This window comes from Aeromonas sp. 102P (assembly GCF_051920345.1).
GTDB classification, from domain to species: domain Bacteria; phylum Pseudomonadota; class Gammaproteobacteria; order Enterobacterales; family Aeromonadaceae; genus Aeromonas; species Aeromonas veronii.
In genome coordinates this window covers 580529-594600 of record NZ_JBQBCZ010000001.1, presented here as the reverse complement: position 1 = coordinate 594600, position 14072 = coordinate 580529, and the positions used below count along the sequence as shown (strand labels likewise).

Annotated in this window: 11 protein-coding genes; 6 read left to right on the top strand and 5 right to left on the bottom strand. The window is 58.9% G+C overall.

The window, feature by feature from the left end; translation table 11 throughout:
* Positions 1 to 289: 289 nt before the first annotated feature.
* From fhuB to ACTG1K_RS02835, 5 genes are all read right to left on the bottom strand, one after another.
* On the bottom strand, positions 290 to 2272 hold the full coding sequence (gene fhuB, locus ACTG1K_RS02855; RefSeq protein ID WP_374878910.1) for a Fe(3+)-hydroxamate ABC transporter permease FhuB: 1983 nt from the start codon (positions 2270 to 2272) through the stop codon (positions 290 to 292).
* Positions 2269 to 3162: an ABC transporter substrate-binding protein gene (locus tag ACTG1K_RS02850; RefSeq protein WP_440006794.1), complete on the bottom strand. Its 894-nt coding sequence runs from the start codon at positions 3160 to 3162 to the stop codon at positions 2269 to 2271. Before ACTG1K_RS02850 ends, fhuB begins: the two co-directional genes overlap by 4 nt.
* Before the next feature lie 30 nt (positions 3163 to 3192).
* A complete protein-coding gene (locus ACTG1K_RS02845) occupies positions 3193 to 3957 on the bottom strand; it encodes an ATP-binding cassette domain-containing protein (protein WP_440004792.1) in 765 nt (254 codons plus the stop codon).
* A 46-nt stretch (positions 3958 to 4003) separates the two neighbouring features.
* On the bottom strand, positions 4004 to 5650 hold the full coding sequence (locus tag ACTG1K_RS02840; protein WP_440004791.1) for a multidrug ABC transporter permease/ATP-binding protein: 1647 nt from the start codon (positions 5648 to 5650) through the stop codon (positions 4004 to 4006).
* A gap of 79 nt (positions 5651 to 5729) precedes the next feature.
* Positions 5730 to 7832, bottom strand: a complete 2103-nt coding sequence (locus tag ACTG1K_RS02835; protein ID WP_440004790.1) for a TonB-dependent siderophore receptor — start codon at positions 7830 to 7832, stop codon at positions 5730 to 5732.
* 396 nt (positions 7833 to 8228) lie between these two features.
* Between ACTG1K_RS02835 and mioC the strand changes: the two genes are divergently transcribed.
* From mioC to ACTG1K_RS02805, 6 genes are all read left to right on the top strand, one after another.
* The gene (mioC, locus tag ACTG1K_RS02830) at positions 8229 to 8678 is read left to right on the top strand and encodes an FMN-binding protein MioC (RefSeq protein ID WP_033138545.1); all 450 of its coding nucleotides are present in this window, start codon (positions 8229 to 8231) and stop codon (positions 8676 to 8678) included.
* Between the two features lie 517 nt (positions 8679 to 9195).
* On the top strand, positions 9196 to 11085 hold the full coding sequence (gene mnmG / locus ACTG1K_RS02825; protein ID WP_440004789.1) for a tRNA uridine-5-carboxymethylaminomethyl(34) synthesis enzyme MnmG: 1890 nt from the start codon (positions 9196 to 9198) through the stop codon (positions 11083 to 11085).
* A gap of 21 nt (positions 11086 to 11106) precedes the next feature.
* The gene (gene rsmG, locus ACTG1K_RS02820; protein ID WP_031227633.1) at positions 11107 to 11733 is read left to right on the top strand and encodes a 16S rRNA (guanine(527)-N(7))-methyltransferase RsmG; all 627 of its coding nucleotides are present in this window, start codon (positions 11107 to 11109) and stop codon (positions 11731 to 11733) included.
* Between the two features lie 26 nt (positions 11734 to 11759).
* Positions 11760 to 12563 (top strand): ParA family protein, encoded by an 804-nt coding sequence (locus ACTG1K_RS02815; RefSeq protein WP_005342341.1) that lies wholly within the window; start codon positions 11760 to 11762, stop codon positions 12561 to 12563.
* Positions 12560 to 13468 (top strand): ParB/RepB/Spo0J family partition protein, encoded by a 909-nt coding sequence (locus ACTG1K_RS02810; protein WP_440004788.1) that lies wholly within the window; start codon positions 12560 to 12562, stop codon positions 13466 to 13468. Before ACTG1K_RS02815 ends, ACTG1K_RS02810 begins: the two co-directional genes overlap by 4 nt.
* A gap of 165 nt (positions 13469 to 13633) precedes the next feature.
* Positions 13634 to 14065 (top strand): ATP synthase subunit I, encoded by a 432-nt coding sequence (locus ACTG1K_RS02805; RefSeq protein WP_440004787.1) that lies wholly within the window; start codon positions 13634 to 13636, stop codon positions 14063 to 14065.
* Positions 14066 to 14072: the final 7 nt, after the last annotated feature.

The following is a 14072-nucleotide window of genomic DNA, read 5'->3' as shown; positions in this document are numbered from 1 at the left end:
CTAAAAAGCGGTTTTGAGTGCGTGTGGTGGCATCGCGTTGATTCATATGGGAAGGCTGCACGATCGAGAATGGACTATGTGGGAACGCTGCACGATGACAGAAACCCGTGAGCGGCCTCTCAATATGCTGTTTTAGTTACTTTTACCCCAAGTGGCCCCCGAAAAGTCACTAACATATTGAAGATAATAAATTATTTACATTCTGCATCGGCAAGTAAGCCGGTTCGGCAAACAATAAAAAGCCCGGGCTCATCCCGGGCTTTTTGTTGTGCGTTTTTTGTCCGCGAACCTAGAGGCGGCGCAGGCACCACATGAAGTAAGCGCCCCCTAACAGGGTGGATACCAGCCCGACCGGCACCTCCTGCGGGAAGAGGATCTGCTGGCCGACCCAGTCCGCCGATACCATCAACAGGGCGCCGGAAGCGGCGGCCCCAAGCAGGTGCCAGCGTGCCCGCACCAACCCCATCAGCTTGGCCATATGTGGCGCCAACAGACCGACGAAGGAGAGCGGCCCGACCACCAGGGTGGCACTGGCGGTGAGCACGGCCACCAGCAGCAGGATGGCAAGCTGGGCACGGTTGAGGTGAATGCCCAGCGCGGTCGCCACCGCACTCCCCATTGGCAGCAGATCGAGCCAGCGGCTGACAAGCAGGCAGGCGGCCAGCATCAACAGCGCCAGCCCCACCAGCCCATAGGCCACCGGCAGGGTGACGTAGTAGGTGGAACCGGACATCCATGAGAGCAGTTGCTGCACCCGCAGGTCACCGTTGGCCAACGCGATGGCCTGCAGCGGCTCAAACAACGCCGTGATGGCGATACCTGAGAGCAGGATCCGCTCCGGCTGGAAGCCGTGCTTGCGATTGACCACTACCAGCAGCAAGAGACAAGCGAAGGCCCCGATCAGGCCGCCCAGCAGCATTATGGGCAACGGCAAAGCTGGCAGCAGTAAGGCCGTCGCTATCACCCCCATAAAGGTGCCGCCGCTCACCCCCAGCAACTCCGGGCTCGCCATCGGGTTGTTGCTGACCCGCTGCAACAGGGTGCCCGCCAGCGCCAGCAGCACGCCAGCCGCCCCCGCCGCCAGAGTGCGCGGCAGCCGCCACTCCAGCTGGGCCTGCCAGCGGAGCCAGCTTGGCCAACTCCAGCCCGTCATCCCCTGTCCAACCAGCAGGGAGGCGACCACGGCCAGCATCAGCCCGACCAGCAACAGGCCGATAAGGCGAGCCGGAGCCGGATGGCGAGCCACCAGCAGGCCGGCGTTTGCCTTAGGCGCACCCGACTTGATGCCAAGGCGCGGGATCAGCCAGAGCAGCAGCGGCGCCCCCAGTAGAGCGGTCATGGCGCCGGTGGGGATCAGCACCGGCCAGAAGCGACTCAGACTCTGCAGCAGCAGATCGGTCGCCGCCAGCATCAGGGCGCCGAGGATTGGAGCCCACAGCAGCCGCTGGCCAAGCTGGCGGATCCCGAGCAGCCGCACCATGGCGGGCGCCGCCAGCCCGATAAAGCCGATCAGCCCCACCACGCTCACCACGCAAGCGGTGACAAACACCGCCAGCCCCAGTCCGGCAAAACGCAGATGCTGCAGGGAGACCCCCAGACTGCGGGCGCTGGCATCATCCAGCTCCAGCACTGCCAGCGGGCGTACCAGCACAACGGCCAGCGCAGCGGCTACCAGCAGGCGGGGTAACAGGTAACTCACCCCGCTCCAGCTGTTCTGAACTAGCGAGCCACTGCCCCACACCAGCAAGCCTTTCAGCTCCTCCTGAAAGAACAGCAAGAGCCCCATGCTGATGGCCGCCAGATAGAGGTTGATCACCAGCCCGGCAAAGACGATGACCACCGGATTGAGCTGGCGACGCCAGGCCAGGGCAAACACCAGTGCCATCGCGAGGCTGCCACCGGCCATGGCGATCCACTCCCGCCCCAGCAGCAACCAGGAGGGGGCAAACAGGGTCACCATCATCAACGCCAGTTGGGCACCGGAGGCCACCCCCAAGGTGGTCGGTGACGCGAGCGGGTTGCGCAGCACCTGCTGCATCAGGGTGCCCGCCAGCCCGAGCGCCGCCCCAGCCAGCAGGGTTACCGCCAAGCGGGGCAGCCAGCTGAAATGCACCACCGCTTGGCTGACATCATCCAGATTGGGGGTGAACAGGCTCTGCCACCAGAGCGCACCTGGCAGCTGGCGAGCCAGCTCCCAATACGCGAGCAAGAGGGTCAACCCCAGCAGGATCGAGACCGGCCGCAGCAGCGGCGATGTGAGCAGTCGCTTCATCGGCTCGCCTCCATACGCTCGGCATCTTGCAGCAATGCATCGCTGAGCAGACCGGCGAAACGGCGGGCTGCAAGTACGCCGCCAAAACTCCAGACCGCAGGCAGATGCAGCACGGGCGCCTGCCGTACCAGCGGCAGATGCTGCCACAGCCCAGGCTCCTGCAGCCGTTCGCTCACCCCTACCGGGATGGGATCGACCACCACCAGCCGCGCGGTTGGCAAGGTCATAAACTGCTCGATGCTGACCACCGAGAACCCCCAGTCATTGGTCTGCTCCTGCCAGCCATTGCGCAGGCCGAGCCGCGTCATCACCGCATCGAACAGGCTGTGGCGACCAAACACCCGCACATGGCGCTCATCGATAAACTGCACCACCAGCAGGGGCGGCAGATCCGCAGGCAATCTGGCCTGCATACTGGCGAGATCCAGATCCAGCCCGGCCAGCAGCCGCTCTCCCTCGGCGGTTTTGTCCACCATACGGGCGAGGGTCAGGGTCACCTCGTGCAGCCGCTGCCACAGATCGGTTTGCCCATCATAGAGGGCGATGGTACTCACCGGCTCGATGCGGGAAAGAGTTGGCGCCAGCGGGGCCGCCAGCGGCGAGATGAGGATGCGATCGGGTTTGAGCTCCGCCAGCAGCTCACGGTTGGGCTGGGTGCGCAGGCCGATATCCACCACTCCGGCAGGTAGCCGTGGCTCGCCGACCCATGCCTGATAGGGGCCTGCATCCCCAACGGCCAGCGGCGTCACCCCGAGCGCCAGCAGGGTCTCGGCTATGGTCCAGTCGACGGTGGCGATACGGGGTGGCGCGCTGGTGGCCTCGTTTGTTGCGGATGATTGTGCAGCCTGCAACGGGAGCGCCAGCAGCAGGCTAACGATGCAAGGGACCATCTTCAATAAAAGGTTCAAGTATGCCCCCGGTCAGACGATGGCGATGGGATGAGCATGGGCCGGGTGGCGAATGACCTCCATCGGAATGCCATAGATAGCGTGCAGGGTCTCGCTGGTCATGAGCCCCTCAGGTTCGCCGTGGGTAAGCAGGCGGCCGGAGTGAAGCGCCACCAGCCGATTACAGAAGCGGGAGGCCATATTGATGTCGTGAATGACGATGATGACCCCGAGGTTGAGCTGACGGCTCAACTGCTTGACGAGCGTCAGCACCTCCACCTGATGGGCCACATCCAGCGCGGCCAGCGGCTCGTCCAGCAGGATGAAGCGGCTCTCCTGGGCCAGCAGCATCGCCAGCCAGACCCGCCCCCGCTCGCCACCGGAGAGGGTATCCACCAGCCGATCGGCAAAGCGTTCGGTATGGGTAAGGGCAATGGCCCGATCGACCTGACGGTGATCCTCCGCCCCCATCCGGCCCAGCAGGCCGCGCCAGGGGTAGCGCCCCATATCCACCAGCTCCCGCCCGAGCAGATTCTCGGCGCTCGGCAGATGCTGGGGCAGATAGGCCACCTGACGGGCAAACTCCCGATTGCCCCAGTCGGGCAGCGGCTTGCCATCGAACAGGATCTCGCCGTCGCTGAGGGGTTGCTGGCGTGCCAGCAGCTTGAGCAGGGTCGATTTGCCCGACCCATTGTGGCCGATGAGGCCATAGACTTGTCCCTGCTCGAAACGCAGGTCGGTGGGGTGCAGCAGCGTGCGGTCATTGACCGTGAAGCTGGCTGATTTCATCTCGAACATAAGCAATTCCTGTGCTGGCTTGCCGCCAGTCTCATCGGTGCCAGCATCATGCCGGCACCTCGCAATCCAGGTGGGCGATCGCATCACGGCTCACTGCGGCGCGGCGCGCCCCGGTCAGTTCGGTGAGCTGACCCTGACGCATCTCCAGCAGGCGATCGGCCAGCGGGAAGTAGTGATCATCGTGACTGATGGCAATCACCGTCTTGCCCATCTCCTTGAGGCGCGGCAGCAGCACCTGATAGAAGATGCGGCGGAACTGGGGATCCTGATCCGCAGCCCACTCGTCAAACAGCATCACCTCGCGCTGCTCGGCCAGCGCCAGCAGCAGGGCGACCCGCTTGCGCTGCCCCTGAGAGAGTTCTATATCGGCGATAAAGCCATCCTCGATGGTGAGCTTGCTGCCCATCTGCAACCGCTCCAGCCACTCGGCCACCAGCTCATCCTTGGGTTCCGGCCCCAGCAGGTGCTGGAACAGGTGATAGTCGGTAAAGATGGCGGAGAAGAGAGCCAGATAGCCGTTGCGATCGGTGATCGGCTCACCATCCAGCAGGATCCGGCCCGATACTGGCTGGTAAAGGCCGGTCAACAGCATGGCCAGCGTCGACTTGCCGGATCCATTGCCACCGATGATGAAGATCTGCTCCCCCTTTTCGATGACCAGATCAATGGGGCCAACGGCAAAACCGCCCTCCCCCTGATAGTGAAAGCTCACCTGCTCCAGCTCGATACGCTGCCAGGGGCGGATGGCGGGCGGCAGCGGGAAGCCCGCATCCGGCTCGGCCAGATTGAGGGCGGCGATCTTGTCGAAGGCCACCTGAGCGGCAAGCAGGGTCGGCAGTGCGCCAATTCCCTGCAACAGCGGGGTGCGCAGGAACAGCAGGGTAAGGGCGAAGGTGGCGGCCACATTGGTGTTGGCCCAGCCAAGGCCGTTGGCCAGAAAGAAGACCAGACCGATGGCCCCCAGCATCATGATATTCGACCAGTTCACCGCGCTCAGGTGATAGGTGTCGGCGCGGATGATCTGCTGGCGGTAGTCACGGGCATTCTGCTCATAGAGCTGGTAGTAAACGAAGTGAGCCCGCTCGCGGTTGAGCGCCAGCTCCTTGCTGCCAGCGATGATGGCCTGATAGTTCTGATAGAGCCGATCTTCAGCCTGACGCATTTGGGAGAGATGGCGATAAACACGGTTCACCAGCAACCAGCCCACCACCATGGTGACGGTGACCCAGAGTGCGGTCACCCCGAGTAATGCAGGAGAGAGCCAGCCAAGATAGAGGGCAGAACCCAGCGTGAGCACCAGCCCCTGCACCAGCTCCGGCAGGCGCACGAAGGCGATGGTGATCTGGCCGATATCGCTGGAGAGGGAGGCCAGCAGCGGCCCCTGACCAATCTGGCGAATGCGGGCGACATCGGTATCCAGCAGTTGCTTGAGCAGACGGCCACGCAACCGGTAGACAAAATGGTGACCGATAGTGGTCAGGGCCAGCTGAGATCCGAGCGTGATCACCAGCAGCAACACAATCAGGCAGACCAGCTGACAGAGGATCGGCAGCGGATCACCTATAGATTCGATAAGAGACTGATTAATAAAAGCAATGACGCCAATCCCGCTGACGGCACTGAGCAGACTGAGCAGGGTAATGGCGATAAAAGGCCAACGATATTGGCGATAAACCAGAGACAAGAGTTCCATAACGAACCGATATTCCAGATATATCAGAACAACTGCGGGTGAAAAGAAGGGCGGGAACCCGGTTCCCGCCCGACTTCGATTACCAGCGGTAGTTGATGCTGCCCACTACGCTGCGCGGCTCGCCGTAGTAGCAGTAGTAGTCACAACTGGCCACGTAGGTTTCACCCAGCAGGTTGTTGACGTTGAGCTGGGCACGCCAGTTCTTGGCAAAGTCATACCCGATCATCGCATCCCACACGGTATGGGCCGACACCTCGGCAGAGCCGTAGATGGGGGTGTAGTCCGCATTCACGGCGCCAATACCCACACTGGAACCGATATAACGCACGCCAGTCCCCAGCTCCAGACCCGAAGCCACCCCTTGCTGCAGCTTGTAGTTACCCCAGAAGGAGGCGATGTGGCGCGGGATCAGGCTGGCACGGCGATCGCCACTGCCGGTGTCGTTGGTTTTGGCATCTGTGTAGGTATAAGCAGCGGTCAGACGCAGCGCATCTGTCACCTGCACGCTCCCTTCCAGCTCAATCCCCTGGGAGGTCATCTCGCCAGCCTGGGTCTGCTGGCCTGAGCCACTGGAAACCAGTGCGTTACTTTGCTCCAGATCGAACAGCGCCAGATTGATGTAACCGTCGAGGAAGGCAGGCGCATATTTGACGCCTGCTTCATACAATTTTCCCTCACGGGATTTATATGAAGTTTTGGTATTCGGATCGATCCCGGGCAACATCAAGAACGACTCAGAATAAGCAAGATATGGCGAGATGCCGTTGTCGGCCAGATACATCAAGCTGCCGGAAAGGGATAGCGCATGATCGTACTGCTTTTCATCTCTATCATATGTTTTGCTGATGTTATGGGTCTCGACATAGTCAAAGCGACCACCTCCTGTCAGCAACCAGCGATCGTCCCAACGGATCTGATGCTGGGCATAGACCCCCTCTTGAGCCATAGTTGTTTTCTGGTAAGTGGCCGTTGACTCATCAAATCCAGGGAAGCCGCTGTAATCCGGGTTCATGGTATTGATGGAGCCCATACCGTAGTTGTCGGCCTCGACCCCTTCATTGACGTGACGCTGCAGATCCACCCCCAGCAGCAAGGTCTGTTCGGTGCTGTCAGTGTTCCAGTAACCCACCATCTGGTTATCCATGGTGGCACTCTTGGTATTGCCATCACGGTAAACCAGGCCACGACTGGCGGTTGTGCCTTCATAGGTCGGGAAGATATAGGTCTGGCGCAGCAGCAGATCGTTATAGTTGAACCGAACCTTCTGCTTGAACTCCCAGCTCTGGTTGAGCTGGTGGGCCAACTCATAACCGGTGGAGAGCTGGGTATTGCGGTTGCGATCGTAATCCGGCTGGCTCAGGTTGGTGGAGGGATCAATCTGGCCACCTGAAGTATTCAGGGTGCCATAGACCGGGAAGAAGCCGTTGGTCGGGACTCCTTCGTCGTGCAGGAAACTGGCCAGCAGGGTCAGGCTGGTACGATCCGAAAGATCGAAGGCGACGCTCGGCGCCAGATAAACCCGATCGTTGTAAGTACCGGTAAGCACCCCATCACGCTCTTTATAGAGAGCAACCATGCGATAGCGGCTGTTGTCGGAGAGCGCATCAGAGACGTCCACCCCGACCTGACGATGATCCCGGCTGCCAAGCTGCAGATCCACCAGCCCTTGCGGCGTGGTGGTCGGTCGCTTGCTGATGGCATTGATCACCCCGCCCGGAGGCGCTACGCCGTAGAGCATTGAAGCGGGCCCCTTCAGCACTTCCAGACTCTCCAGGCCGAACGGTTCCGGCGTCCAAAGATAGTAACCAGAGCCAAACAGGATGCTTCCATCGAGATAGGAAGCAGCATCGAAGCCACGCACCTTGAACCAGTCGGTGTTGTTGTCGGAGCCATAGAGGCCGGTCAATACACCGGAACGGTAGCGAATCGCTTCATCCAGCTGCAACACGGCGTGCTGATCCAGCTCCTCGCGATTAACCACGGAGACGGCGCGAGGGGTCTCTGCCATCGGCACTTCAACCTTCATGGCCGTACCGGTCACCACCATGGTTTCGCTGGCTTTGGGCAGCTCAGCGGTGGTTTGTTCGGCCATCAGCGGCAGGGAGACGAGCAAACCGGAGAGCGAAAGCACGCCGAAGGCGCCCTTCTTGCCGGGTCCTGTAGTGTATTTTTGCGCAATCATATTAAAGTCTCGTTTATCAATGAGTTATGTTGTTTTAATTGTTATTTGTGGTCGTTTGTCACGACATCACCCTGTTCCATGGGCGAATAAAGCAGCGCAATCCTACTACAGGAGCCGTGATCGAATCGATTCAATAATTGCTAATCATTTGCATCTACATTGTTATCTATCTGCATCGTTGGCAGGATTTCGCGGGAGATGGGAGCCATCAGGAGAGCCATTAGCGGAGAAGAAAATGGAGAGGAATATAAAGAAGCAGAAAAAAGATCGACGGGATGGATCCGGTGGCATTATCTGACTGGATCCATTATCCCCAAGCTTTATCCATATTTATCCACACCCTTTGGCGGTAGAATCCGGCTTTCCGTTTCTTTGTCTGAAATCAGGATCCATTCCATGGCCAAACTCAATCTCGTCGTCGGCTCCATGCTGGGCGCCGCCGAATATGTCGCAGACCACGTCGCCAACCTGCTGGAACAGGCTGGCCACCAGACCCGGATCCACAACCCGGCCAAGCTGGCAGAGGTGCTGGATGATGCGGGATCCATCCTGCTGGTGGTCACTTCCACCCATGGTGCCGGGGATGTGCCCGACAACCTGCAACCCTTCGCCAAGGATCTTGCCGAGCAGCATCCGGATCTTAATTCATTGAAATATGGCGTGATCGCCCTTGGTGACAGCAGTTATGACACCTTTTGCCAGGGTGGCAAGACGCTGGATCGGCTGCTGGCCGAGTGCGGTGCCAGCCGGATCGGCGAGCGGCTCGACATCGATGTGACCCAACACGAGATCCCCGAAGATGCGGCAGAAGTGTGGATCCGCGACTGGATGACGATGATCGCCTGATCAGCGTGCGGGAGATCCTGAAAAAAAGCTTGATCTCCCCACTTATCCCCAGATCGACTATCCACCATGTTATTAACAGATTGATCCGGGGGAGTTGTTCTACAAGGTTACCCACAATGCCCAGGGGTAATGTGCATAACTACGGTGTAAAGCTCTGCAAAACCTATAGTTATCCATGTATTAGATCCAGACCGACAGACCTCTGTGTATAAAAGTCCTGGTTATCCCCTCGTTCACCGGGCCAGGATCCAAGCTTTTCCACAAGCTAGGATCGTCCTTAAATTAATGATCTTTATGATCAAAAAGTGCTTATCAACAGAAAGGGCGGATCCTAATAAGAGATCCAGTAAAAGATCGATCTAAAGATCCTTAAGATCCTTAAGATCTAATTAGTGGATCCTCCCTTCATACTGAACGTTAAGTAGACGTTCCCCTCAGGACGCGAAACAGATAGAATGTTCCGCCCTTTAGCCCAGGCAAATAAAGATCTTCAGGCGTGCAGATCAAGGTGATCCCAATGCAATACCATGAACAATTTGATGTGATCGTCGTCGGTGGCGGTCATGCCGGAACCGAAGCAGCAACAGCGGCAGCCCGTATGGGCATGAACACTCTGTTGCTGACCCACAATATCGATACGCTGGGACACATGTCCTGTAATCCGGCGATCGGCGGGATCGGCAAGGGACACCTGGTCAGGGAAGTTGACGCACTCGGCGGGATCATGGCGCGTGCCATCGATCTTGGCGGGATCCAGTTCCGCACCCTCAACTCATCCAAGGGCCCGGCAGTGCGAGCCACTCGTGCCCAGGCGGATCGCCTGCTCTACAAGGCCGTCGTTCGTCAGATGCTGGAGAACTACCCGAACCTGAAGATCTTCCAGCAGGCCTGTGACGATCTGATCATGGACGGGGATCGTGTTGCCGGTGTGGTCACCCAGAGCGGGATCCGCATCAGCGGCAAGACTGTGGTGCTGACGGTCGGTACCTTCCTGAATGGTTTGATCCACATAGGGATGGAAAACTACAAGGGCGGCCGTGCCGGGGATCCTCCCTCGATCGCCTTGGCCCAGCGCCTGCGCGAACTGCCGCTGCGCATCGATCGCCTCAAGACGGGCACCCCGCCGCGCATCGATGCCCGCAGCGTCGATTTCTCCGTAATGCAGGAACAGCACGGCGACGATCCGCGTCCGGTCTTCTCGTTTATTGGCGATGCCAGCCAGCATCCCCGTCAGGTGCCCTGCTACGTCACCCACACCAACGAGCGTACCCACGAAGTGATCCGCAATAACCTGGATCGCAGCCCCATGTACGCCGGGGTGATCGAGGGGATCGGCCCGCGCTACTGCCCGTCGATCGAAGACAAGATCACCCGTTTCGCCGACAAGACTGCGCACCAGATCTTCGTCGAACCGGAAGGCCTGACCACCCACGAGCTTTACCCGAACGGGATCTCCACCAGCTTGCCGTTTGACGTGCAGGTGCAGATCGTTCGCTCCGTGCGTGGCTTCGAGAATGCCCACATCACCCGCCCGGGCTATGCCATCGAATATGATTTCTTCGATCCGCGGGATCTCAAGGCCAACATGGAGAGCAAATGCATTCCAAACCTGTTCTTCGCCGGCCAGATCAACGGGACGACCGGTTACGAAGAGGCGGCGGCACAAGGCCTGATGGCCGGCCTGAACGCGGCCCTGCGTGCCCAGGACAAGGATCCCTGGAACCCGCGTCGGGATCAGGCCTATATGGGCGTGATGATGGACGATCTCTCCACCCTGGGGACCCGCGAGCCTTACCGCATGTTCACCAGCCGCGCCGAATATCGCCTGCTGCTACGGGAAGACAACGCTGATATCCGCCTGACAACCATCGGTCGCGAGCTGGGTCTGGTGGATGACGATCGCTGGAGCAAATTCAACGCCAAGATGGAACTGGTCGAGCTGGAGCGTCAGCGCATGCGTTCAACCTGGATCCACCCGCAACACCCGTCACTGGAAGCGGTCAACGCCCTGGTCAACACCCCGCTGACCCGCGAACAGAGTCTGGAAGAGCTGCTGCGTCGCCCCGAGGTAACCTATGATGCGCTGATGGCCATCGAAGGTGTCGGCCCTTCCGTGACCGATCCTGCCGCGGCCGAACAGGTTGAGATCCAGATCAAGTACGCCGGTTACATCGAGCGTCAGCACGATGAAGTGGAAAAGCAGCTGCGCAACGAGAACACCCTGCTGCCGCTGGATCTGGACTATCGCGAGGTGAACGGCCTCTCCAACGAGGTGAAAGCCAAGCTGAACGATGCCAAGCCGCAGACCATTGGTCAGGCTTCCCGCATCTCCGGCATCACCCCGGCGGCCATCTCCATCCTGCTGGTTCACCTGAAAAAACACGGCCTGCTGCGTAAAACCGCCTGAGGATTCTTACCGTTGGAAAATATGCTGGAAAGATTGAACGGCCTGCTCAAGCAGGCCGAAATTGTTATAACCGATACCCAAAAGAGCCAACTGGTGCAGTTGGTCGAGTTGCTGCACAAGTGGAACAAGGCTTACAATCTCACCTCGGTGCGAGATCCGGACGCCATGCTGGTCAAGCATATCCTCGATAGCCTGGTGGTAAGCCCCCACTTGCACGGTGAGCGCTTCATCGATGTGGGGACAGGTCCCGGCCTGCCGGGATTGCCGCTGGCGATTATCAATCCGGACAAGCAGTTCGTCCTGCTCGACAGTCTGGGCAAGCGGATCAACTTCATCCGCCAGGTGATCCAGGAGCTGGGTCTGACCAATGTGACGCCGGTCAAATCCCGGGTTGAAGAGTATCAACCCGAGGTGGGATTTGATGGTGTACTGAGTCGGGCATTTGCCTCTCTGGAGGACATGCTGAGCTGGTGTCACCACCTGCCGTCAGAACAGGGCAGCTTCCTGGCGCTCAAGGGACAATATCCCGAGCAGGAGCTGGCCCAGTTGCCTGCCAATATCCGTCTGGTAGCCTGTCATGAGTTGCGGGTGCCGGAGCTGGAAGGCGAACGTCATCTGCTGGAATTCAAACATATCCAGCCCGAATAGGGTCGCAGTTTCATTTAGGGGATCGTGTGGGAAAAGTCATCGCCATAGCCAACCAGAAGGGTGGAGTGGGTAAAACCACCACCTGTGTGAATCTGGCCGCCTCCATGGCTGCCACCCGGCGCAAGGTGCTGGTGATCGATCTGGATCCGCAGGGCAATGCCACCATGGGCAGCGGTGTCGACAAGTATGATGTCGAGCGCACAGCCTATGAGCTGCTGATCGAGGATGCCCCCATCAGCGAAGTGATCATCCCCGAAACCACCGGGGGCTATCACCTGATTGCCGCCAACGCCGACGTGACCGCGGCCGAAATCCGTCTGATGGAATTTTTCGCCCGCGAAATCCGCCTGCGCAATGCGCTGGCTTCGGTGCGGGACAAATACGACTACGTCTTCATCGACTGCCCGCCCTCTCTCAACATGCTGACCGTGAACGCCATGGCCGCCGCCGACTCCGTGCTGGTGCCCATGCAGTGCGAATATTACGCGCTGGAGGGGCTCACCGCCCTGGTCGACACCATCAGCAAGCTGGCCGCCGTGGTCAATCCGGATCTCAAGATCGAAGGGGTGCTGCGCACCATGTTCGATCATCGCAACCGGCTGGCCAATGATGTGTCCGATCAGCTAAAACAGCACTTTGGCGACAAAGTCTACCGCACCATCATTCCCCGCAACGTCAGACTGGCTGAAGCCCCGAGTTTCGGTGCCCCGGCCATGCACTATGACAAATCATCGGTGGGCGCCAAGGCCTACCTGGCACTGGCTGGCGAGATCCTGCGCCGCCAGGAGCAGGAACGTCAGGCGACCATCGCAGACCGAGAGAGCATATGACTCCGAAAAAACGTGGACTGGGCAAGGGGCTGGATGCCCTGCTCAGTACCAGCACGGCTGCCCGCCAGAAACAGGTGATGAGCGATCAACGTACTGAAGAGGCCATGCTTCCAGCCCATCAGACCGAGCTGCGCAAGCTGCCGGTGGAGTGGTTGCAGTCCGGCAAGTACCAGCCCCGCAAAGACATGTCCCAGGATGCACTGGAAGAGCTTGCCAACTCCATCCGCGCTCAGGGGGTGATCCAGCCCATCGTGGTACGCCCTCTCGGCGAACAATCCTTCGAAATCATTGCCGGTGAGCGGCGCTGGCGCGCGTCCCAGCTGGCGCGGCTTGAGGTGGTGCCCTGTATCGTCAAGGATGTACCCGACGAGGCTGCCGTCGCCATCGCGCTGATAGAGAATATTCAGCGGGAAGACCTCAATGCCATCGAAGAGGCGGTCGCTTTACAAAGACTGCTGACCGAATTCGAGCTCACCCACCAGCAGGTGGCCGAGGCGGTGGGCAAGTCCCGCACCACGGTGACCAACCTGTTGCGTCTCAACCAGCTCAACGACGATGTGAAGCGTTTCGTCGAGCACGGCGACCTCGATATGGGCCATGCCCGTGCCCTGCTGGCCCTGAGCGGCCAGGCACAGTCTGAACTGGCCAAGCTGGTTGCCCAGAAAGGGCTGACCGTACGCGATACCGAGAAGCTGGTGCAAAAAGCGCTCGAACCGGCAAAAGCCAGGGTCGAACCGGCCCGTGATCCGCAGATCGGCTACTTGGAGCGCCAACTGGCAGAAAAAATTGGCAATCAGGTGCAACTTCAGCCTGGCAAGCGGGATAGCGGGAAGTTAGTAATAAGTTACGAGAATTTATCCGATTTGGACCGTATATTGGGCTATTTTGACGTGTCAGAATCGTGATTTTTACGCTTTTTGTAGTAATAAAACATCCATTACTTTTGATATGTACAGAACCTGAATTTAGCGCCGAAGGCCGCAAAAATTAAGGATTTATGTCATATTGCAATAGCTGCCCTCAAGGGTATAATTTGACCGGCTTTAAGAGCTGTTGAATCGTTGATATCAATGTTCGATTTTTACAGTTCTGTAATGTTCAGGGGGAGTATGGTGTATCGAAGAGAAGCCTGGAAAGGATTGACTCTTGCCTTGGCTATCTTGGGTTGCCAGCTGCTTCTGATCCTGGCTGTGAGCTCCGCATGGGTTTACCTGAAAGGAGTTCCGGCCGGATATTCTTCCCTCTATGGGGGAGGGATATATGTGATCCCACAACTGCTGTTCAGTCTTTTTGCTCTGAATAGACAACTTGGCCCCGGGAGTGCGGGTTGGGTGTTGTGGGATTTTTATGTTGGCGCAGGGATTAAGCTGGTAAGTACAGTCGCACTTTTTGTGGTTGTTCTCACGAACGTGGAGTCGGAGCATCTTCCGCTCTATGTCACTTATGCACTTTCCTTGTGTTTCCAATGGGTCATTACGATCGTTCTCAATAACCGCTACTAGGAAAACT